The sequence below is a fragment of the Ruegeria sp. CDSC045 genome (genome assembly GCF_059610725.1).
Window position 1 is genome coordinate 214,815 of the sequence record NZ_JBXWOE010000002.1, and the last position, 20,033, is coordinate 234,847.

The 20,033-nt window shown below is 58.7% G+C and carries 21 protein-coding genes; 14 read left to right on the top strand and 7 right to left on the bottom strand.

The features are described 5' to 3' along the window. From coaBC to AC2FH6_RS06190, 3 genes are all read right to left on the bottom strand, one after another. Nucleotides 1-1,197 carry a bifunctional phosphopantothenoylcysteine decarboxylase/phosphopantothenate--cysteine ligase CoaBC gene (gene coaBC, locus AC2FH6_RS06180; RefSeq protein WP_496701722.1) on the bottom strand — a complete coding sequence of 399 codons (1,197 nt, stop codon included), beginning with the start codon at nucleotides 1,195-1,197 and terminating at the stop codon, nucleotides 1-3. Nucleotides 1,198-1,260: 63 nt separating this feature from the next. After that, nucleotides 1,261-2,076 carry a ChaN family lipoprotein gene (locus AC2FH6_RS06185; RefSeq protein WP_281995197.1) on the bottom strand — a complete coding sequence of 272 codons (816 nt, stop codon included), beginning with the start codon at nucleotides 2,074-2,076 and terminating at the stop codon, nucleotides 1,261-1,263. Next, nucleotides 2,073-2,951, bottom strand: a complete 879-nt coding sequence (locus AC2FH6_RS06190) for an RNA polymerase factor sigma-32 (protein WP_142635576.1) — start codon at nucleotides 2,949-2,951, stop codon at nucleotides 2,073-2,075. The genes AC2FH6_RS06185 and AC2FH6_RS06190 overlap by 4 nt, the downstream gene beginning before the upstream one ends. Before the next feature lie 100 nt (nucleotides 2,952-3,051). On the opposite strand from AC2FH6_RS06190, the gene cobU reads away from it, so the two are divergent. Genes cobU through AC2FH6_RS06210 form a run of 4 tightly spaced genes read left to right on the top strand, consistent with a single transcriptional unit; the run spans nucleotide 3,052 to nucleotide 6,648 of the window. Continuing rightward, nucleotides 3,052-3,573 (top strand): bifunctional adenosylcobinamide kinase/adenosylcobinamide-phosphate guanylyltransferase, encoded by a 522-nt coding sequence (gene cobU / locus AC2FH6_RS06195; RefSeq protein WP_496701724.1) that lies wholly within the window; start codon nucleotides 3,052-3,054, stop codon nucleotides 3,571-3,573. Next, a complete protein-coding gene (locus AC2FH6_RS06200; RefSeq protein ID WP_496701726.1) occupies nucleotides 3,570-4,148 on the top strand; it encodes a histidine phosphatase family protein in 579 nt (192 codons plus the stop codon). Before cobU ends, AC2FH6_RS06200 begins: the two co-directional genes overlap by 4 nt. Before the next feature lie 58 nt (nucleotides 4,149-4,206). Then, on the top strand, nucleotides 4,207-5,091 hold the full coding sequence (locus tag AC2FH6_RS06205; protein WP_142635570.1) for a glutathione S-transferase: 885 nt from the start codon (nucleotides 4,207-4,209) through the stop codon (nucleotides 5,089-5,091). Nucleotides 5,092-5,136: 45 nt separating this feature from the next. Beyond that, on the top strand, nucleotides 5,137-6,648 hold the full coding sequence (locus tag AC2FH6_RS06210) for a YifB family Mg chelatase-like AAA ATPase (RefSeq protein WP_496691773.1): 1,512 nt from the start codon (nucleotides 5,137-5,139) through the stop codon (nucleotides 6,646-6,648). On the opposite strand, the gene gshB is transcribed toward AC2FH6_RS06210, so the two are convergent. The 3 genes from gshB to rsmI are packed head-to-tail and all read right to left on the bottom strand — an operon-like array spanning nucleotide 6,645 to nucleotide 8,868. Continuing rightward, entirely contained in the window at nucleotides 6,645-7,577 is a 933-nt protein-coding gene (gene gshB, locus AC2FH6_RS06215; protein WP_496696384.1) for a glutathione synthase, read from the bottom strand. The genes AC2FH6_RS06210 and gshB overlap by 4 nt on opposite strands. 60 nt (nucleotides 7,578-7,637) lie before the next feature. Further along, nucleotides 7,638-8,009, bottom strand: coding sequence for a YraN family protein (locus AC2FH6_RS06220; RefSeq protein ID WP_496701728.1), 372 nt, complete (start codon nucleotides 8,007-8,009; stop codon nucleotides 7,638-7,640). A gap of 1 nt (nucleotide 8,010) precedes the next feature. Continuing rightward, nucleotides 8,011-8,868 (bottom strand): 16S rRNA (cytidine(1402)-2'-O)-methyltransferase, encoded by an 858-nt coding sequence (gene rsmI / locus AC2FH6_RS06225; RefSeq protein ID WP_281995203.1) that lies wholly within the window; start codon nucleotides 8,866-8,868, stop codon nucleotides 8,011-8,013. An 87-nt stretch (nucleotides 8,869-8,955) separates the two neighbouring features. Between rsmI and AC2FH6_RS06230 the strand changes: the two genes are divergently transcribed. The 3 genes from AC2FH6_RS06230 to murJ are packed head-to-tail and all read left to right on the top strand — an operon-like array spanning nucleotide 8,956 to nucleotide 14,445. Beyond that, nucleotides 8,956-10,128 carry a penicillin-binding protein activator gene (locus AC2FH6_RS06230; RefSeq protein WP_142635560.1) on the top strand — a complete coding sequence of 391 codons (1,173 nt, stop codon included), beginning with the start codon at nucleotides 8,956-8,958 and terminating at the stop codon, nucleotides 10,126-10,128. Further along, nucleotides 10,088-12,907, top strand: a complete 2,820-nt coding sequence (locus tag AC2FH6_RS06235) for a [protein-PII] uridylyltransferase (RefSeq protein WP_496701729.1) — start codon at nucleotides 10,088-10,090, stop codon at nucleotides 12,905-12,907. Before AC2FH6_RS06230 ends, AC2FH6_RS06235 begins: the two co-directional genes overlap by 41 nt. Continuing rightward, nucleotides 12,904-14,445 (top strand): murein biosynthesis integral membrane protein MurJ, encoded by a 1,542-nt coding sequence (gene murJ / locus AC2FH6_RS06240; RefSeq protein WP_496701730.1) that lies wholly within the window; start codon nucleotides 12,904-12,906, stop codon nucleotides 14,443-14,445. Before AC2FH6_RS06235 ends, murJ begins: the two co-directional genes overlap by 4 nt. Here the strand turns inward: murJ and AC2FH6_RS06245 are convergent, their stop codons facing one another. Then, nucleotides 14,446-15,132, bottom strand: a complete 687-nt coding sequence (locus AC2FH6_RS06245; protein ID WP_281995206.1) for a rhomboid family intramembrane serine protease — start codon at nucleotides 15,130-15,132, stop codon at nucleotides 14,446-14,448. Nucleotides 15,133-15,218: 86 nt separating this feature from the next. Here AC2FH6_RS06245 and trpS point away from each other — a divergent pair, with 86 nt between their 5' ends. From trpS to AC2FH6_RS06280, 7 genes are all read left to right on the top strand, one after another. Continuing rightward, nucleotides 15,219-16,247: a tryptophan--tRNA ligase gene (trpS, locus tag AC2FH6_RS06250; RefSeq protein ID WP_142635552.1), complete on the top strand. Its 1,029-nt coding sequence runs from the start codon at nucleotides 15,219-15,221 to the stop codon at nucleotides 16,245-16,247. A 60-nt stretch (nucleotides 16,248-16,307) separates the two neighbouring features. Beyond that, nucleotides 16,308-17,171 carry a branched-chain amino acid aminotransferase gene (locus AC2FH6_RS06255; RefSeq protein WP_496701732.1) on the top strand — a complete coding sequence of 288 codons (864 nt, stop codon included), beginning with the start codon at nucleotides 16,308-16,310 and terminating at the stop codon, nucleotides 17,169-17,171. Nucleotides 17,172-17,231: 60 nt separating this feature from the next. Then, on the top strand, nucleotides 17,232-17,687 hold the full coding sequence (locus AC2FH6_RS06260) for a universal stress protein (RefSeq protein ID WP_142635548.1): 456 nt from the start codon (nucleotides 17,232-17,234) through the stop codon (nucleotides 17,685-17,687). 10 nt (nucleotides 17,688-17,697) lie between these two features. Continuing rightward, nucleotides 17,698-18,285, top strand: a complete 588-nt coding sequence (locus tag AC2FH6_RS06265; RefSeq protein WP_496701734.1) for a 2-hydroxychromene-2-carboxylate isomerase — start codon at nucleotides 17,698-17,700, stop codon at nucleotides 18,283-18,285. Between the two features lie 75 nt (nucleotides 18,286-18,360). After that, nucleotides 18,361-18,924, top strand: a complete 564-nt coding sequence (locus tag AC2FH6_RS06270; protein ID WP_271948391.1) for a NifU family protein — start codon at nucleotides 18,361-18,363, stop codon at nucleotides 18,922-18,924. Continuing rightward, nucleotides 18,914-19,501 carry a tRNA (adenosine(37)-N6)-threonylcarbamoyltransferase complex dimerization subunit type 1 TsaB gene (gene tsaB, locus AC2FH6_RS06275; protein WP_496700869.1) on the top strand — a complete coding sequence of 196 codons (588 nt, stop codon included), beginning with the start codon at nucleotides 18,914-18,916 and terminating at the stop codon, nucleotides 19,499-19,501. Before AC2FH6_RS06270 ends, tsaB begins: the two co-directional genes overlap by 11 nt. Then, nucleotides 19,498-19,911, top strand: coding sequence for a GNAT family N-acetyltransferase (locus AC2FH6_RS06280; protein WP_282021630.1), 414 nt, complete (start codon nucleotides 19,498-19,500; stop codon nucleotides 19,909-19,911). Before tsaB ends, AC2FH6_RS06280 begins: the two co-directional genes overlap by 4 nt. Nucleotides 19,912-20,033: the final 122 nt, after the last annotated feature.

Consider the following 20,033-nt stretch of genomic DNA (forward strand, 5'->3'; position numbering starts at 1 on the left):
CTAACCGGCCAGCGCGTCGGAAATCTTGTGTGCCAGTTTTTCGGCCACTGCGTCTTTGCCCATACGTGGCCATTCCTCAGCCCCATCATCGGAGATCAGGATCACCGCGTTTTCGGCGCCCCCCATGATCCCGGTCGCCGGGCTGACATCATTCGCAATGATCCAGTCGCACCCTTTGCGCTCGCGTTTGGCGGTCGCATGTTCGATCACATTGTCCGTTTCCGCGGCAAAGCCAACAACTAGCGCGGGGCGTCCATCGTCCAGCTTGGCGACCCGCTTCAGAATGTCCGGGTTTTCAGCAAAATCCAGCGCCGGAAGACCTTCGCGTGTCTTTTTCAGCTTGCGGTCCGACGCGCTGGCCACCCGCCAATCCGCCACGGCGGCGGCAAATACCCCGGCATCGACAGGCAATGCTGCATCCACCGCGTCTGACATCTGCTGGGCTGTTTCAACCCGCACAACCTCGACCCCGTCTGGTGCGGGAACCTCAGCAGGTCCGGTCACAAACACAACCTCTGCACCCAACGCAGACAGAGCACGTGCAATCGCTGTGCCCTGCGCCCCGGATGAGCGGTTCGCGATATAGCGCACCGGGTCAATCGGCTCGTGCGTGGGACCCGAGGTCACAAGAATGCGTTTACCGCTGAGCGGTCCGCTGCCCAGCGATGCATCAATCGCGGCGACGATCTCAAGCGGTTCCGACATGCGGCCCGGACCATATTCGCCACAGGCCATGTCGCCTTCGTTTGGCCCGACAAAACGAATGCCGTCCGCCTGCAACTGTTCAAAATTACGACGCGTCGCCGGGTGATCCCACATACGGACATTCATCGCAGGCGCACACAGAACCGGTGTGTCAGTCGCCATCAATAGGGTCGAGGCCAGATCATTCGCCAACCCACCTGCCATTTTGCCCATTAAATCCGCAGTCGCCGGAGCGACTACGACAAGATCCGCAGATCGGGACAGCTGGATATGCCCCATCTCGGCCTCATCGGTCAGATCGAACAGATCGCGATAGGCCTTCTCGCCGGCCAGCGCGGCAACAGACAGAGGTGTCACGAATTCTTCTGCTGCGCGGGTCAGGACAGGCGCAACAGAGGCGCCGCGTTCCTTCAGTCGCCGGATCAGATCCAGTGACTTATAGGCAGCAATACCGCCACCAATGATCAGCAGAATCCGTTTCGATGCCAGCATGTTGTGCCCTTCCCGTCTCGGTCGGCCCCGACATTAGGCAAGCGCGCCCGACAGTTCCAGCGGTTAATTCTGCGGTTGAAAGGCCAGGCAGGGGTCTTCTCGGTCCGCGGTCGGGCTGTCGATGACTGCATCATAGTCCCCTTGGATCGTACCGTCTTCGGACTGACCCAGGACATACACTTTAAGACCCGGACGCAGACGCGATAGGAATGTCGGAATACCGCGGTCCTTTCGCGCGTGGCCATTTCCGGTGATAACTGCAACCGGGCCACCGGTTTCGTCAACGGCACGCAATATGGCCCGTGCCAGCACCGCATCGCGCAACCTTTGGATCGCAACCAGCTGCGGCAGAGCGCTTTCAGGCAGCGCATCGCAATGCGCCGCCATCTGGTCAGCCTCGCGCGCCGCCTGTTCCGCCTTTGACAGAGGAACGGTCAACCCAAATCGCGCTGCGTCAGCGCCCAGCGCAGTTGCAGCGCCACGTTCCATCGCTGTACGCGCTGCCTTACGCGGGACCATTGCGCCATAGACCGGCGCATCCGTGGCCTGAAAGATCGGGTAATACAGGCTGAGAGGGGGCCAGCCGGATTCCGCCCAACGCAGGATGCGTGACAGTTCTTCGGGATCGGACGCCGCTTTTTGCGCCAGGCGCTGTGCGCCTTCCTCGGTGACCATTTCCCAGACCACGGCGGAGGGGTCGATCAATGTAATCGCCTGTTCCTGAACCAGATGATGGCGAGGATTGTCATGGGTTTCGCCCAACAAAACAACGTCTGCCATTCGCATCGCGGCCGTAACATCGTCAGGGATCAGGTCATCGGCATGACCGGACCCAGCCATAACCATCAGCGTACACATCAGAATCGCAATCTGTTTCATGCGATGAAGTGTTGCACCTCGCGCGATTGAGCTTCAAGGTTCTTACGCATTTTTACAAAAGCCGCGGCTTCAAGCTGACGCACCCTCTCTTTCGACAGGCCCAGTTCCTGACCCAGGCTTTCCAGTGTGCGCACCGGTTCACGCAGCTTGCGTTCGCGCACTATGAAGCGCTCTCGGTCGTTGAGGGCTTGCATCGCCATCACCAGCCATTCGCGCAACTGTTCGGTGTCGTGCTTGTTTTCAACGGTTTCAGCGGCCTGTTCCCGGTCATCCTCTAACGCGTCGATCCATTCGCGCCCGTCTTCATCCGTGGATTGCACAGCGTTCAACGAGAAATCCGACCCTGCCAGCCGGCCTTGCATCATCTCAACGTCGCGCAACGGAACACCGATCTCGGCTGCTATCATCTGGTGCAACTGGTGACGGTCCAGCGCCATTCCATCAGTGGCCGCTTCGCGTTCAAGCCGGGCCTGGACGCGACGCATGTTGAAAAACAGGGATTTCTGGGCAGAGGTGGACCCGGTCCGAACCATTGACCAGTTTCGCATTACATAGTCCTGGATACTCGCCTTGATCCACCAGACGGCATAGGTCGAGAACCGAACCCCGCGATCCGGGTCAAATTTGTCAGCGGCCTTCATCAGACCCAATCCGGCCTCTTGGATCAGATCGTTCATCGGCGCGCCATAACGTTTGAACTTGGCCGCCATCGAAATTGCCAACCGCATATAGGCCGTGATCAACCGGTGCAGCGCCTTTTCATCACGCTGGTCACGCCAGGCATAGGCCAGCTTCAACTCGGTTTCTGCATCCAGTAACTCGGCCTTCATCGCCCTGCGCGACATCGAGAAATCGTTTGCGCTGTCCAGTGCCATGGAAATCTCCCTTTTTCGCTGGCGCGGCCCGGGCTTGCCTTGCCGACCCATGGTCGATACGCAGAACAACACCAGGTGGATCACTTAAAAGGTAATGATCGTGGGTTCGGATTTAACCTTTGTGCTGGGCGGAGCAGCCTCAGGCAAGTCGGCATTCGCCGAGCAACTTGTTGTTTCATCAAGTAAAAGCCGCGTTTATCTGGCCACATCACAAGTGTTTGATGATGAGATGCGCGATAAGGTTAAGCGCCATGTTTCACAGCGCGGCAGCGGTTGGGAAACGATCGAGACCCCCCTGGACCTTGGCGCACCCCTGGCCGAGCTGACCCAGGATCAGATCTGTCTGATAGATTGTGCCACCATGTGGCTAACCAATCACCTGCTGGCGGAACACGACCTGCAGCAGGCCCAGACAGCACTGCTTGATGCGTTACGAGACTGTCCTGCCCCGGTCGTCATCGTCTCGAACGAGGTTGGCCACGGGATCGTCCCGGGCAACGCCCTGTCTCGCCAATTCCGCGAGGCGCAAGGCCGCCTGAACATCGCGCTCGCCGCGCAGGCTGATCTGGTGGTTCAGGTCACTGCCGGGCTTCCTGTGGTATTGAAAGGGCAACTGCCATGACGCGTCTGCATCTAGTCAGGCATGGTCCGACCCATGCCAAAACCATGGTCGGCTGGTCCGATCTGCCTGCTGACCTAAGCGACCACGCCGCCATTGGTCGGCTACAAAGCTACCTGCCGGCCAACGGGTTGTTGATCTCATCCGACCTGTGCCGTGCCGCTGACACGGCTTCGGCGGTACAGGGCACCCGGCACCGCCTGCCCCACCACCCCGACCTGCGTGAGATCAATTTTGGCAGTTGGGAATTGCGCGGGTTCGAGGAAATCGAGGCCGAAGACCCCGAACTAACCTTCGCCTACTGGGAAAATCCCGGTGAAGTTCGCCCGCCAAACGGCGAAAGCTGGAATGAAGTCCGAGCCCGCGTCAACGCGGTTATTGACAGGTTGATTGGCGATCACACCGGCCAGGACCTGATCATTGTTGCCCATTTCGGCGTCATCCTGACACAGGTCCAGCGTGCCATGGATGTGGACGCGCAAGAGGCTTTCGGCCACCGGATCGACAATCTTTCCGTGACGGAGATCACCCATCACGGCGACCGTTGGTCGGTCGGTCGGATCAATCACTGCCCGTGATCAGGCCGCGCACAAATCTCTGTTTTACGGATTGAATAGCCTGAGTCATCCTAGACCCATGACCTATGATTTGTTTATCGGAGACCGCCTGTTTTCCAGTTGGTCCTTGCGTGGTTGGTTGATGCTGGAGAAGTTCGACCTGCCCTATCGAAACCACATGATCGGCCTTTATTCAGGCACTATGGCCGAGGATATGAAACCCCTGTTCCCGGCGCGTCTGGTGCCTGCTCTGCGCCTGCCAGACGGAACTGTGGTTGGTGAAAGCCTTGCCATGGCCGAGACCTTGGCTGAGCGCCACCCACAGGTCGGATTGTGGCCCTCTGACGCGGCTGCCCGCGCCACTGCACGGTGGCTTTGCACCGAGATGGTGGCCGGGTTTTCAGCCCTCCGCGGGGAATGCGCGATGCAGCTGCTTCATAGTTGGAAGGGGTTCGAACCGGCGGCCGAAACGCTTGCTGACCTGCGCCGGATCGAAACCCTTTGGGATCATGCGCGCCAAGTGTCTGGGGCGAACACCGGCCCTTTGTTCGGTACATATTCTTTGGTGGATGTGTTTTACACGCCCGTTGCCGCGCGGATCATCGGTTATGGGCTGCCTGTTTCGGACGCCAACCGGGACTATTGCCTGACCCTCCTGTCGGATCCGGTTGTCAGGCAGTGGCGTGCGATGGGTCTGACAGTCCAGTACGACCCTTTCCCGTATTCGCTGGACCTTCAATCGGATCCCTGGCCAATCGGCGGGGCATCGTCTGCTGTGGCCGCCCAGAGCGGTCCCTCGGTCAACCAGACCTGCCCCTATTCCGGAGAGCCCGTCACAGATTTTCTGGACCTGGACGGTCAGCGCTGGGGATTCTGCAATCGGTTCTGCCGCGACAAAACCCTCGCCGATCCGGAGGCATGGCCGAAATTCACTCAGATGGTCAGCGCCGTTAACGATTCCTAAACCGGCGGCGTGCCAGTAACGACCTGTTAACCAAGCAGGTCGTTCATGGTCGCTCGTTCTCATACAGTCGCCTTTCAAGGTGTCGACGCCCGCCCGGTCGAGGTGCAATGCGCGGTTTCACCGGGGTTGCCTGCCTTTTCCATCGTCGGCCTGCCCGACAAAGCAGTTTCAGAGGCCCGCGATCGCGTCCGAAGCGCGCTAAGCTCGATGGCCATTGCCCTGCCGTCAAAGCGTATCACCATCAACCTATCCCCCGCTGACCTGCCCAAAGAAGGCAGCCATTTCGACCTGCCCATTGCGGTTGCTCTGCTGTCAGCCCTGGAAATCATTCCCAAGGACGCGGCTGAAGGGGCCGTTTCACTGGGGGAATTGTCACTGGACGGGTCTCTTGTGCCTGTTGTCGGGGCGCTTCCTGCCGCGATGACCGCCGCGGCCGAGGACCGAACCCTGCTGTGCCCTCGGGCCTCCAGCGCCGAGGCGGCTTGGGTTGACGCTACTCAGGTGATCGGCGCTGAATCTTTGGGCGATGTTGTCCGCCACTTCTCGGGCCAAGCCCCTTTGCCCGCTGCCCTGCCCGGCGAGGTCAACCTTTCCCCCAGCACCCGCGACCTGCGCGATGTCAAAGGGCAGGAGCGGGCGAAACGCGCGTTGGAGATTGCCGCCGCAGGGCGGCACCACCTGATGATGATCGGCACGCCGGGGTCCGGGAAATCCATGCTGGCCGCGCGCCTGCCGGGGATCTTACCGCCCCTGACACCGGCCGAGGCGCTTGAAACCTCGATGATCCAATCCCTGTGCGGCCTGCTTGACGAAGGCGGCATCAGCCGCACCAGACCGTTTCGCGAGCCGCATCATACGGCATCGATGGCGGCCATTGTTGGTGGAGGGAAAGGAGCCAAACCAGGAGAAATCTCATTGGCCCATAACGGGGTTTTGTTCATGGATGAATTTCCCGAATTCCCACGAACCGTTCTGGAAACCCTGCGCCAACCCATCGAAACCGGAGAGGTCATGATTGCACGTGCCAATGCGCATGTGAAATATCCCTGCCGCTTTATGCTGGTTGCCGCCGCCAACCCCTGCAAATGTGGCTACCTGACGGACCCGGCGCGAGCCTGTTCGCGTGCGCCGGTCTGCGGCGAGGATTATCTGGGACGCATTTCAGGCCCGCTGATAGATCGGTTCGACCTGAGGATCGAGGTGCCTCCGGTCGGGTTCACCGACCTTGACCTGCCTCCATCCGGGGACAGTTCGGCAACGGTTGCCGCGCGTGTCGAGCAGGCGCGTGCGGTTCAAGCGCAAAGATACACGGGAACGTCCGCGCGCCAGAATGCGGATGTTGAGGGCAATGTGCTGGAAGAAATCGCCGCGCCGGATGCCGAAGGAAAAGAGCTGCTGTTGAAAGCAGCCGAGAAATTTGGTTTGTCAGCGCGCGCCTTTCACCGCATCTTGCGGGTCGCGCGCACCATCGCCGATCTGGACGGCGCATCAGATGTCCGAAGACCCCATGTGGCCGAGGCGCTGAGCTTTCGCATCAGCGCCAATATTGCATCTTAAAGCCTGGCTTCGATGGCCTGCCAAATCTTTTCCGCGATGTTCACGCCATCAAACCGTTCCAATTCCTGAATTCCGGTTGGCGAAGTCACGTTAATCTCGGTCAGGTAATCGCCGATTACATCGATACCAACAAAAACCTGCCCTTTTTCCTTCAACAAAGGTCCAATGGCTGCGCAAATCTCAAGATCGCGATCCGTCAGACCAACCTTTTCGGGCCGTCCCCCCACATGCATGTTGGATCGTGTTTCACCTTTGGCGGGAACACGGTTGATTGCACCCACAGCCTGACCGTCCACCAGAATGACCCGTTTGTCGCCATTGCTGACATCGGGCAGGAATTTCTGAACGATCAGAGGTTCGCGCGAAAACCCGGTGAACAATTCGTGCAAAGATGTCAGGTTCCGGTCGTTGCCATCCAACCGGAACACCCCCGCACCGCCATTTCCATAAAGCGGTTTCAGGATAATATCGCCGTGCTTTTCTTTGAACGCCTTAATCGTCTGCAGATCGCGGGCGATGGTTGTCGGTGGCGTCAGATCAGGGAAATCCAGCACTAGGAGTTTTTCGGGATAGTTCCGAACCCAGAATGGATCATTTACCACCAGCGCCTGTCCCTTAAGCCGGTCCAGCAGGTGGGTAGAAGTGATATAGTGCATGTCAAACGGGGGATCCTGACGCAGCCAGACCACGTCGAACTCGGCCAGATCAACCTCGCGCTCGGGCCCCAATTCTGCCGGGTTTCCAGCCACGCGCTGCACCGTCATATCGTGGCCGCGGGCCGTGATCCGGCCCTCCTGATAAGCCAGTTTGTCAGGGCTGTAGAAGAACAGCATATGCCCGCGCGCCTGTGCCTCTTCGGCCAGACGGAATGAGCTGTCGGCATTGATATCCACGGCCCCGATCGGGTCCATCTGAAAGGCAATTTTCATGGCGTGTCCCTCAGTTTCACGCCAGATACATGGCCCAGCCAGGCCGGGGGTTCAATGGGGTCAGACCTGATCAAAGGCGTTTTCGATGATTTGCACCGCGCCGAATGCATCCACCAAAGCCGCATCAAACCGAACATTTGTCAGCTGGCCGTTGGGTTCCCCTTCCAGAAATTGGGCGGCCGAGGCACAGATACGGTCAATCTGGCGCCGTTTGATCCGGGCAGCAGCCATCTCAAAGCTTGTGCTTTTCTTGACCTCGACGAAAACCAATCCGTCACCGTTGCGGACGATCAGATCAATCTCACCCCCTGCCCCGCGCCAACGGCGATGTGCTATGGAATATCCCCACCGCTCGTAATCTGCCGCAACCTGCTGTTCCGCCGCCTGACCCGCATGATAAGAAACCGAACTTCGGACAGTGCGTGAGGTCATCTTACCCTTTCCCGAGTTTCAGCGCCTTCTGATAGATCGGTCGACGCGGCAGTTTATACATCTGCGACACCAAATCCGCCGCATCGCGTACTGAATGAGTTTCCAGGGCGCGTATCAAAGCCTCTTCTATGTCTGAATCGTTAACAGTTTCCGAAGCGCCACGGTCTACCAGCAGAACAATTTCGCCTTTGACCGTCTGACTCGCCAATTCTTCTGCCAGCTCTGCCAGCGACCCGCGCCGAACTTCTTCGAATTTCTTGGTTAATTCGCGGCACATCGCGGCCTGCCTGTTTTCCCCTAGAACCTCGGCCAGATCCGACAGACAGGACGCCACACGTTTCGGAGATTCATAAAATACCAACGTCCCAGGCACATCTCGCAGCGCCTCGATCCGCGTCCGGCGCGCGCCCGAGGCATTGGGCAAAAACCCGGCAAAGAAGAAGGCATCCGTCGGCAAACCAGCCAGCGTCAGCGCCATCAGCGCGGCGGAGGGGCCCGGCGCGCAGGTCACCATTTGCCCCGCCTCGACCGCCTGCCGCCCCAGGTCATAGCCCGGGTCCGCGATCAACGGCATCCCGGCCTCGGACGCATAAGCCACCGATTTTCCCTCAGCCAGCGCGTCCAGGATTTTGCCGCGTGCACCGGCACCGCTGTGATCGTGATAGGCAAGAATGCGGCGCCCTTCGAGCGGAACGCCGTGAATCTCCATCAACCGGCGCAGGCTGCGCGTGTCTTCGGCGGCGATCATGTCCGCCGACGCCAACACGTCTAGCGCCCTGAGCGTAATGTCGCGCGCCGCCCCGATCGGAGTGGCAACAAAATACAGGCCCGTGCCCAATTTGACTTTTTGAAAATTCAAAGCTGGACCCTCACAGCGTGACGTCTATTATCGCGGCGCAAATAATGGCAGCATCCCAAGCCGCCGGATCAGGGAGTTTTCATTTAGATGTTTACCGTTTGCAAGCCCGTTCGCAAGTTGGCGCGTGCAGCCGCCGTCTTGGCCACCGCGACCATTCTGACGGCGTGTGACGTCAGCAGTATCGGCGGAGGCCCGTCGATCAACACTTCAAAACCTGTACCGGTTGCTTTGCTGGTTCCGGCTGGATCTGGAAATTCCGGGGACGCTGAACTGGCGCGCAGCCTTGAAAACGCAGCCCGCCTGGCGATGTCCGATCTGCAGAATGTACAGATTGATTTGCGGGTCTACGACACCCGGGGCAATTCGGGTACCGCCGCAACAGTCGCGCAGCAAGCCGTGGCAGACGGTGCGAAGATAATCATCGGTCCGGTCTACGCCCAGGCGGCAAACTCAGCTGGTCTTGCGGTACTGAACAACAAGGTCAACCTGCTGTCGTTTTCGAACAATACCAGCATCGCAGGCGGCAATGTCTTCGTGCTCGGCCCCACTTTTGAAAACACCGCCAACCGGTTGGTCAACTATGCCGGTTCGCGCGGCAAGACCGGAACGGTCATCGTGCATAGCAACGATGCCGCCGGGCGGCTTGGACAATCGGCTATTGCAACCGCACTGAGCAACAGCCGAGTGGGTAATGCAGGCACGGTCGGCTATGACCGCTCTCAGCAGGGGGTCATCAACTCGGTGCCGACAATCAAGGCTACTGTGGCGTCCTCGGGGGCGGATTCGATCTTTCTGACTTCGACCACTGCAGGGGCGTTGCCGCTGTATTCCCAGCTTCTACCAGAAGCGGGCGTCTCCCCGGCAACCACGCAATATATGGGCCTGACTCGCTGGGACATCCCGGCCCAGACACTGGAACTGCCAGGCGTTCAGGGTGGCTGGTTCGCATTGCCGGACCCATCCAAGGCACAGGCTTATCGTCAGCGGTACAACAACACATATGGCGAGGCACCACATCCGATCAGTGGCCTAGCCTATGATGGCATAGCCGCGATTGCTGCCTTGGTCAGCCAGGGCAAATCCGACGCTCTGACCGCATCTGCCCTAACTCAGAACGCCGGTTTTCAGGGCGTTGGCGGTATCTTCCGTCTGCGACCCAACGGTACGAATGAACGTGGTCTGGCCATTGCCACGATCCAGAACAAACAGGTGGTTGTGATTGACCCTGCCCCACAAAGCTTCTCTGGCGCCGGATTCTGATCGGCTGGCTCTGACACTCATCCCAAGGGGTGACCTGATTTGCCAGCCCGAAGAAATCTTTGACAGCGCAGCCGTTATGGCACAGCTGTCAGAGGCCTTCGACAAGACATCTGATAACGCCGAAAGGCGCGGCGAAACCGTGCGGATTTTGCGCAACGTCCAGAAATCCGGTCGTCAGGCAATCGCGGATGCCTTTGTCCGCGATCCATTTGACGCGCGGCGGCTGACCCATTCCTATACCTACCTGACCGACGGGCTGGTCTGCACCGCGATGCAAGTGGCCAGTCGCGAGCTTCACCCGCTGGCCACGCCGACACAGGGTGAAAAAATGGCCGTGCTGGCAGTGGGCGGCTATGGGCGCGGGGAAATGGCCCCGTCCTCGGATGTCGATCTGCTGTTTCTGACCCCCTACAAAATCACTGCCTGGGCAGAGAGTGTGATCGAGTCCATGTTGTATATCCTGTGGGATCTGCGGCTGAAGGTCGGGCATTCTTCGCGCACCATCAAGGATTGCCTGCGCCTGGGATCCGAGGATTTCACCATTCGCACCGCGATGTTGGAACAGCGCTATTTGGCTGGCGACGCCGATCTGGCAAATGAGTTGGAAACGCGCCTGAAAGACGATCTGTTCAAAGGCACTGAGCGCCAGTTCATCGAGGCCAAGCTGCAGGAACGCGACGCGCGCCATCTGAAACAGGGCGAGCGGTATATGGTCGAGCCCAACGTAAAAGAGGGCAAAGGCGGATTGCGCGACCTGCAATCGCTCTACTGGATTGCCAAATATATCTACAGCGTTCAGGACGTGGCCGAGTTGGTACCGCTGGGTCTGTTCACCCCCGAGGAATTCAGCACTTTTGTGGAAGCCGAAGATTTCCTGTGGGCCGTTCGCTCGCATTTGCATCTGGTGACCGGGCGCGCAACCGAACAACTGTCCTTTGACATGCAGGTCGAGGTTGCTTCCCGTATGGGATACGAAGACCGGGCCGGTCGTCGGGCGGTCGAAGTGTTTATGCAGCGCTATTTCCGCGAGGCCACGAAGGTTGGCGAGCTGACGCGCATCTTTCTGACCAAACTCGAGGCGACGCATATGAAAGGCGCGCCTCTGCTAGAGCGTATTTTCCGCCGCCGCCCCAGGATCAAAGCCGGATACAAAGTCGTCCATGGGCGTCTGGACGTAGCCGATCCGAACAAGTTTCTGGCGAACAAGTTGAACCTTCTGCGCCTGTTCGAGGAAGGTCTGCGCACCGGCATGCTGATCCACCCGGACGCGATGCGGCTGGTCAGCGCCAACCTGAACCTGATTGATGACGACATGCGCGAAGACAAAGAGGCGCGGCGCATCTTTCTCGACCTGATGCTGAAACACGGCAACCCGGAACGCGCCCTGCGCCGCATGAACGAACTGGGGGTGCTGTCGGCCTTTCTGCCCGAGTTCGAACACATCGTGGCGATGATGCAGTTCAACATGTACCACAGCTATACGGTGGATGAGCACACCATTCAGTGCATCGTCAATCTGGCCCAGATTGAACGCGGAGAGTTGGGGGAATCCCTGCCGCTGGCGTCTTCAATCCTGGAGGGCGGGGTCAATCGCAAGGTTCTGTATGTTGCCCTGCTGATCCATGACATTGCTAAGGGGCGACCCGAGGATCATTCGATTTTAGGCGCACAGATGGCCCGAAAGATTGCACCTCGGCTGGGTCTGAACAAATCGGATTCAGAAACCGTGGAATGGTTGGTGCGTTATCACTTGTTGATGTCGGACATGGCGCAGAAACGCGATATTTCCGACCCGCGCACGGTGCGCGACTTTGCCAAGGCCGTGAAGACAGTCAAAAGGTTGGACCTACTGACCGTGTTGACCGTCTGCGACATTCGCGGCGTTGGACCCAACACCTGGAACAACTGGAAAGCCACCCTGCTGCGGGCGCTACATGCCGAAACCAAACGCGCGCTTGAGACCGGGATGGAAGACCTCAACCGGGCCAATCGCGGTGCCGGTGCCAAAAAGGCGTTGCGGGCCGAGCTGGCGGAATGGACCAAAGCCGCCCTCAAAACCGAGACGGGTCGGCACTATGACCCCTATTGGCAGGGCCTGAACCTTTCGACCCATGTAGAATTTGCCGAGATGCTGAAAGAGCTGGACCGCAGCGGTGATGCTGGCGCGATGGAAATCCGTCTGCACCCGGATGAAGACCGCGACGCGACGCGGGCCTGCTTTGCCATGGGTGATCACCCCGGCATTTTTGCCCGTATCGCAGGCGCTTTGGCGCTGGTCGGGGCCAATGTGGTTGATGCGCGCAGTTACACCACCAAGGACGGCTATGTCACCGATGCGTTCTGGATTCAGGACGCCGATGGCCACCCGTTCGAGGCCAGCCGCTTGCCGCGCCTGACACAGATGATCCACAAGACCCTTAAAGGCGAGGTCGTGGCGCGGGATGCCCTTAAATCACGCGACAAGATCAAGAAACGCGAACGGGCCTTTAACGTGCCGACCCATATCATCTTCGACAATGACGGGTCCGAGATCTACACGATCATCGAGGTCGATACCCGGGACAGGCCCGGCCTGCTTTATGATCTGACACGAACGCTTGCTGCCGCCAATGTCTATATCGCCAATGCGGTGATCGCGACTTATGGCGAACAAGTGGTGGACACCTTTTACGTCAAGGATATGTTTGGGTTGAAATATCACTCGGAAAGCAAGCAGCGCGGGCTTGAGGCCAAGCTGCGCAAGGCCATCTCCGAAGGCGCCGAGCGCGCGGTCTCATGAAACAGATCCGGCTGTTTTCAGGCCTGTTCACTGTCGGGTTCTGGACCCTGGCCAGCCGTATTCTGGGCTTTCTGCGGGAAATCCTGCTGACCGCCTACATCGGGCCCGGGCCAGTAATGGATGCATTCGTCGCCGCCTTTCGCCTGCCCAACATGTTCCGCCGCTTCTTTGCCGAAGGTGCGTTTAACGCAGCCTTTGTGCCAATGTTTTCCAAACGGCTCGAAGGCGGGGAAAACGCGCAAGGCTTTGCACAGGACGCGTTCAACCTGCTGGCCGTGGCGGTGCTGGCGCTGGTCGGGCTGGCGATGGTTTTCATGCCTGGCCTGGTCTGGCTGACGGCCGAGGGCTTTTACGGTGACGACCGCTTCGACCTTGCCGTGGATTATGGATATGTGGTCTTTCCCTACATCTTTTTCATGTCGCTAGCGGCGCTGTTCTCGGGCGTGCTGAACGCAACCGGCCGTTTCGCGGCTGCCGCCGCCGCGCCGATTTTACTGAACATCTTTGCCTGCACAGCACTGATCGCCGGCGCTATATCAGGCGGAGAAGTCATCCGTTGGCTGATCGCCGTCATCCCCATCGCTGGTGTTGCGCAGCTAGCGCTGGTCTGGATTGCAACCGAACGTGCGGGCATCCGTATCCGCCCGGGCCTGCCGAAACTCAGCCCTGAAATGCGCAACATGGTCCGCATTGCGGTTCCGGCCGCCTTGGCCATGGGGGTTACACAGGTCAATCTGGTGGTGGGCCAGCTGGTTGCTTCGAAAACCGAAAAGGCCGTCAGCTGGTTGTTTGCAGCGGATCGCTTGTACCAGTTGCCATTAGGCGTCGTGGGCATCGCCGTCGGCATCGTCCTGTTACCCGATCTATCTCGCCGCCTGCGCGCTGGGGACAAATCGGGCGCCCGCGATGCGTTTTCTCGCGCAGGTGAGTTTACGTTGCTGTTGACCATCCCGTCGACCGTTGCCTTTGTGCTCATCCCCACCCAGCTGGTCTCGGTTCTGTTCGAGCGCGGACAGTTCACCCCCGAAGACACCGCCGCCACCGCACTTGCCGTGGCGATCTATGGCATCGGCCTGCCCGCGTTCATGCTGCAGAAATTGTTGCAGCCTTTGTATTTCGCGCGAGAAGATACACGCTCGCCCTTTCACTATGCAGTGTTTGCGATGGTCGTGAACGCTGCACTGGCTTTCGGGCTGTATCCGTTGGTGGGATGGTTCGCGCCGGCGATTGCCGCCTCGGTGGCCGGATGGGCCATGGTTGGACTGCTGGCCTTGGGCGCGCGAAAAATGGGGAAAGAAGCGCAGTTTGACGACCGGTTCAAGAACAGGGCATGGCGGATCATTGCGGCGTCCATGGGGATGGGAGCTGTCTTGTATGCCGCTATTGAGCTGTTTGGCTGGGCCTTTGCCCTGGAAGGCTGGCGTTACCTGGCACTGCTCGGTTTGATCATCGTTGCTGCAGTCACGTATTTCCTGCTCGGCCACCTGATTGGTGCATTCAAACTTTCCGAGTTCGGAAAGGCTCTGCGTCGATCCTGATCAGTCGCGCCGAATACGCCTGACGATCCGCGCCCACCCACCCGGAGCAACCAGGAACGACAGGGCAAAACCAGTGGCAAAACCGCCCAGATCAGCCACCCAGTCCAGCGTTCCGCCAAACAGCAGGCCGAACAACAACTGAATGCCCATCAAAACGGCGATCAGGCTGAAGGCGCGGGATTGGTTTGCGCCCACCAGCGACAGCTTGCGCCATAATATCCACGTAAACGCTCCGATCAGCCCATAGACCGGAGGGAACCCACCCACCAGCGGAAAGCGCGGATCCAGCAACAGTGCATAAGCCAGCGCACCACCCACGCCCGACAGCACAAAGATCACCAGCATCTGAACACTGCCAAAAACCTCGGCCACCATTTTACCCATGGCCAGCACAAAGACGCAGACAAAGATGGCCTGTGTGAACGTACCGGATACAAACGGATAGGTGACAAAGCGGATCAGATGCTCGAACGGCCAGCGCCCGTTTTCCACCATCCAGTCGAAGATATCCGGCGAAAACGAATAGTGCTGCAAAGCGTCCAGGCGCCAGCCTACAGCAGTTGGCCCCCCAATGATCCCGCGCGTACCTAGAGTAAATGCCAGTTCAACCCCCATGATGAACACACACAAAGCCACCACCACGGGCGGCAGAGGGTTCACGGCGGGTGTATAATGCTCACTGCTCATTGGGCGGGCCTTTCGCGGCTGTTGACGTCCCTTTGCCTCATGGGTAAGCGACGGGGGCTGATTTTTCCAGACGGGAGTTCCCTTCGATGACCGATTCCAAGTTCACGCCGCGCGTGTTTTCCGGTGCACAGCCATCCGGTAACCTGCACCTTGGCAACTATTTGGGCGCATTGCGGAACTGGGTCCGGATGCAAGGGTCCGACTATCAGACAATCTACTGTATGGTCGATTTGCACGCGATCACCGTTTGGCAGGACCCCAAAGAGTTGCAGCACGCAACGCGTGAGCTGTGCGCGGGGTATATCGCATCAGGATTAGATCCCGAAAAATCGATCCTGTTTAACCAAAGCCAGGTTCCTGAGCACGCGCAACTTGCATGGATTTTTAACTGCGTTGCCCGGCTTGGCTGGATGCAGCGCATGACACAGTTCAAAGATAAGGCTGGCAAGAACGCACAGAATGCATCGTTGGGCCTATTCGCCTATCCGGCGCTCATGGCCGCAGATATCCTTGTATATCACGCGACACATGTACCCGTCGGAGATGACCAAAAGCAACACCTGGAACTAACCCGAGACATCGCAACTAAGTTCAATCATGACTATGGCGTCGATTTTTTTCCGTTGACAGAACCCGTCATCAAAGGTGCGGCAACTCGGGTCATGAGCTTGCGTGATGGGTCAAAAAAGATGTCCAAATCCGACCCCTCTGACATGACCCGGATCAACATGACCGATGATGCCGACACGATCGCCAAGAAAATCCGAAAGGCCAAGACCGACCCGGACGCTCTGCCTTCGGAAGTCGATGGCTTGGACAACCGCCCCGAGGCCCGCAATCTGGTGAATATCTACGCCGCCCTCAGCGATCAGACGGCGGATCAGGTTCTGGCCGACGTTGGCGGCAAGCAATTTGGCGAGTTCAAACCGATGCTGGCCGATCTGGCGGTTGCCAAACTGTCTCCGATCTCGACCGAAATGGCCCGACTGATGGGTGAAGAGGCCGAGATTGATCGCATTCTGGCCAATGGCGCAGAAAAGGCGCGGGCGATTGCAGCCCCGATCCTGCAGCAGACCTATGACATCGTCGGCATGGTTGGTGCGAAACGGGGCTGATTGGCTCTGGACGTTGCCTTAACGCCTTCCTAGGTTTGCCTCAAAGCTTGGGAGGGCGTCATGGCAGTCGGCAAGAACATCCGCACCTATTTCAACGGGCAATGGCATGATGGGGATGCACCGATCATGCGCGCTGCGGATCATGGCGCGTGGCTGGGATCATCCGTCTTTGACGGCGCGCGGTTCTTCAACGGGCTGACCCCGGATCTGGATGCCCATTGCGCCCGCGTGAACCGCTCTGCCGAGGCGCTGATGCTGACCCCGACCGTCACCAAAGACCAGATGGTCGAGATCGTGCTGGAAGGGCTTGAAGCCTATGCGCCCGACGCGGCCGTGTATATCCGCCCGATGTATTGGGGCATCGACGGAGATGCGACAGCGATCGTACCGCAGGAAAACAGCACCGGGTTTGCTGTCTGCCTGGAAGAGATTCCGATGGCCCCTGAGACCGCCTCGGACACGCTGGGACTGACCCGATTCCGCCGTCCGGTACTGGAATCAGCAGTGGTGAATGCCAAGGCGGGGTGTCTGTATCCCAACAATGCACGGATGCTGAACGAGGTACGTGCGAACGGGTTTTCGAATGCTTTGGTGGCTGACGCATTGGGCAACGTAGCAGAAACCGCAACCGCCAATATCTTTATGGTCCGCGACGGCGAGGTCTTTACCCCCGTCCCCAACGGCACCTTCCTTGCCGGCATCACCCGTGCACGACATATCAAAAACCTGCGGGCCGACGGCGTGGCTGTGCATGAGGCGGTTCTGAGTTTCGAGGATTTCTACGGGGCCGACGAGGTATTCATGACTGGCAACATGAGCAAGATCACCCCGGTGACCGCGCTGGAGGACACCCGGTTTCAGGTCGGGCCCGTCGCCCGGCGTGCACGCGACTTGTATTGGGACTGGGCCGCCAGTGGGCGTTAGGCTCTGGTTGCCAGCACGCACCTAGTCGGGCATGATCCCCGGAAATGAATGAGGACACCCATGCGCAAGTTCCTAGTGGTTCTGGATGACAGTCGCGAATGCCTGAATGCGATGCGATTCGCGGCTATGCGCGCGGCTCATACCGGCGGCGGCGTAACAATCCTGTCGGTAATCCCACCGGACGAATTCAACCATTGGATCGGCGTTGCCACCGTCATGCGTGAAGAAGCGCGCGAGCGTATCCATGCGCATTTTGAAGTTTTCGCAAAATGGATGCGCGACAAGCAAGACGTTGATCCTGAACTGGCCATCCGCGAAGGCGAGCCCGTTGCCCAGATCATCGAGCATGTGCAATCCGATCCTGATATCGGCGTTCTGGTTCTGGGTGCAGGCACCGACAAAAAGGGACCTGGCCCATTGGTGACTCAACTGACCAAAAACTCAGGCAGCCTGCCCATCCCAATCACTATTGTTCCCGGTGATCTAAGCAAAGAAAAACTCGAAGCGATTACCTGAGGTCACACCGATGCAACGCAGCATTCAATTCTGGTTCGAATTCGCCTCGACCTATTCTTATCTTAGCGCGATGCGTATCGAAGAGGTCGCCGCCCGCCATGGTGTATCGGTCGAATGGCAGCCCTTTTTGTTGGGCCCGATCTTTGCCGCCCAAGGGTGGGATAATTCTCCGTTCAATCTGTATCCGGCGAAAGGCCGGTACATGTGGCGCGATATGGAACGCCTAACCGCCCAGCGCGGCCTGCCCTTGATCCGGCCCAATCCTTTTCCGCAGAACGGCCTGAAAGCGGCAAGGTTAACGCTGGCGATTGACGACCGAGTGCAAAAAGCCGCCTTTGTGCGCGCCGTCTATTCCGCCGAATTTGCCCAGGGGCAGAACATCGCGGATGAGGCTGTTCTGGCCGGATGCCTGAACTCAGCCGGGCTTGCCCCAGATTTGCTGTCCCAGACCCAGAATCCGGCGATCAAAGCAGCGCTTATCGCGCAGACAGAAACCGCTCAGGCCAAAGGGCTTTTTGGCGCGCCCAGCTTTCTGGTCGGGGATGAGCTGTTCTGGGGCGATGATCGGTTGGACGACGCTATAAGCTTGGCTGCCTAAATTTAGAATCGTTCCAATTCTTGACTTCCAGCTCGCGGACCCGCATATCAGAGACAACAGATACGGAGCCGCGCCATGTTCATCCAGACCGAATCCACACCGAACCCTGCAACCCTGAAATTCCTGCCCGGCCAGACCGTGCTGGAAGCGGGCACTGCAGATTTCCCATCGGCTGAGGCTGCAGAGAAATCGCCGCTGGCCAACCGCATTTTCGCTGTAAGTGGCGTGACCGGAGTGTTTTTCGGCAATGACTTCGTAACCGTGACCAAAGCGGACGACGTCCAGTGGGATCACATCAAACCCGCCATTCTGGGCGCGGTGATGGAGCATTACCAGTCCGGCCAGCCGATCATGGGTGCGGATGCCAATGCGGGCTCGGGCCATGCTGAACACAGCGGCGAGGACGCCGAAGTGGTCAATCAGATTAAAGACCTGCTGGACAGCCGGGTGCGCCCTGCTGTTGCACAGGACGGCGGCGACATCACGTTCCACGGCTTTGACCGCGGCGTTGTCTACCTGCACATGCAAGGGGCCTGCGCAGGCTGCCCATCCTCGACCCTGACGTTGAAGATGGGGATCGAAAACCTGCTGCGTCACTACATTCCCGAAGTGACCGAGGTGCGCCCTGTTGCCGTCTGAACCACTCATTCTGGCGTTTGACACATCGGCCGCGCATTGCGCGGCCGCTTTGTTGCGCGGTGACCGGATTGTGGCGTCTTGTGTCGAGCCCATGTCGCGGGGACAAGCCGAACGTCTGATGCCGCTGCTCGAAGAGGTGCTGTCATCAGAACAATGCTCATGGCGCGACCTGTCAGCGATCGGCGTTGGAATAGGCCCCGGTAATTTCACCGGAATACGCATCTCGGTCTCGGCCGCGCGGGGTCTGGCCTTAGGTCTGGGGATACCGGCCATTGGCGTATCGGGCTTTGACGCGCTTGCTGTCCTGGACAGCGATGCGTTGCCAGCGATCCGAGCGCCCAGAGATCAGGTCTATGTTTCGCGGCCTGATATGGAACCGGCACTGATCCAGCTTGATCAGGCAAAATCGCTGGGCACACTGACGTTCAACGACAACCCCGAGGCTCAGGTCTGCGCTATTGCCCGAGTGGCTGCACAAAGAAGGTTGACCAAGACCGAGGCTCCCGCCCCTCTTTACATACGCCCCGCTGATGCGGCGCCCTCCAAGGACCAACCTCCGATGTTGCTGGACGGATGACTCCCGAAGAACTGGCAAATACTCACGCCGCAGCATTCACACAATCGCGCCCCTGGACCGCCACAGAGTTTGCAGAGCTGCTGCAGAATCGCTTTACCCATATCGTAGGTGATGCCCAGTCCTTTGCCCTTTTCCAGGTAATTGCAGACGAAGCCGAACTGCTGACGATTGCCACCCATCCCACAGTTCAGCGGCAGGGACTGGCTAGGAAACGTATGGTCGAATGGCACGCGGCTGCCAAAAAACTGGGCGCTATCCGGGCGATTCTGGATGTTTCCATCGCCAACCAGCCCGCGATTACACTTTACAAGCATTGCGGGTATCGTGTGTGCGGCACGCGCAAGAATTACTATACGGTTGAAAATAATCAGAAAATTGATGCCATCGTCATGGAATGCAATTTAACCTGAGACAGGCCGCGAATTTTCTTGGACCAAATGGTCAAAAATCTGTTGACCGCGGCGGTTGCAAACGGCCTTAATTCCCGCCATCACAACGGTTATGCTCGCTAACAGTGGGTAAACGGGGCTAT

Bases quoted from the DNA above. Each gene is read 5' to 3' on its own strand.
- AC2FH6_RS06210 (WP_496691773.1), top strand. From the start codon at position 5,137: ATGGTCGCTCGTTCTCATACAGTCGCCTTTCAAGGTGTCGACGCCCGC.
- AC2FH6_RS06280 (WP_282021630.1), top strand. From the start codon at position 19,498: ATGACTCCCGAAGAACTGGCAAATACTCACGCCGCAGCATTCACACAA.
- murJ (WP_496701730.1), top strand. From the start codon at position 12,904: ATGAAACAGATCCGGCTGTTTTCAGGCCTGTTCACTGTCGGGTTCTGG.
- AC2FH6_RS06205 (WP_142635570.1), top strand. From the start codon at position 4,207: ATGACCTATGATTTGTTTATCGGAGACCGCCTGTTTTCCAGTTGGTCC.
- AC2FH6_RS06270 (WP_271948391.1), top strand. From the start codon at position 18,361: ATGTTCATCCAGACCGAATCCACACCGAACCCTGCAACCCTGAAATTC.
- AC2FH6_RS06230 (WP_142635560.1), top strand. From the start codon at position 8,956: ATGTTTACCGTTTGCAAGCCCGTTCGCAAGTTGGCGCGTGCAGCCGCC.
- coaBC (WP_496701722.1), bottom strand. From the start codon at position 1,197: ATGCTGGCATCGAAACGGATTCTGCTGATCATTGGTGGCGGTATTGCT.
- gshB (WP_496696384.1), bottom strand. From the start codon at position 7,577: ATGAAAATTGCCTTTCAGATGGACCCGATCGGGGCCGTGGATATCAAT.
- AC2FH6_RS06190 (WP_142635576.1), bottom strand. From the start codon at position 2,951: ATGGCACTGGACAGCGCAAACGATTTCTCGATGTCGCGCAGGGCGATG.
- trpS (WP_142635552.1), top strand. From the start codon at position 15,219: ATGACCGATTCCAAGTTCACGCCGCGCGTGTTTTCCGGTGCACAGCCA.
- AC2FH6_RS06220 (WP_496701728.1), bottom strand. From the start codon at position 8,009: ATGACCTCACGCACTGTCCGAAGTTCGGTTTCTTATCATGCGGGTCAG.
- AC2FH6_RS06185 (WP_281995197.1), bottom strand. From the start codon at position 2,076: ATGAAACAGATTGCGATTCTGATGTGTACGCTGATGGTTATGGCTGGG.
- AC2FH6_RS06265 (WP_496701734.1), top strand. From the start codon at position 17,698: ATGCAACGCAGCATTCAATTCTGGTTCGAATTCGCCTCGACCTATTCT.
- AC2FH6_RS06255 (WP_496701732.1), top strand. From the start codon at position 16,308: ATGGCAGTCGGCAAGAACATCCGCACCTATTTCAACGGGCAATGGCAT.
- AC2FH6_RS06200 (WP_496701726.1), top strand. From the start codon at position 3,570: ATGACGCGTCTGCATCTAGTCAGGCATGGTCCGACCCATGCCAAAACC.
- AC2FH6_RS06260 (WP_142635548.1), top strand. From the start codon at position 17,232: ATGCGCAAGTTCCTAGTGGTTCTGGATGACAGTCGCGAATGCCTGAAT.
- AC2FH6_RS06245 (WP_281995206.1), bottom strand. From the start codon at position 15,132: ATGAGCAGTGAGCATTATACACCCGCCGTGAACCCTCTGCCGCCCGTG.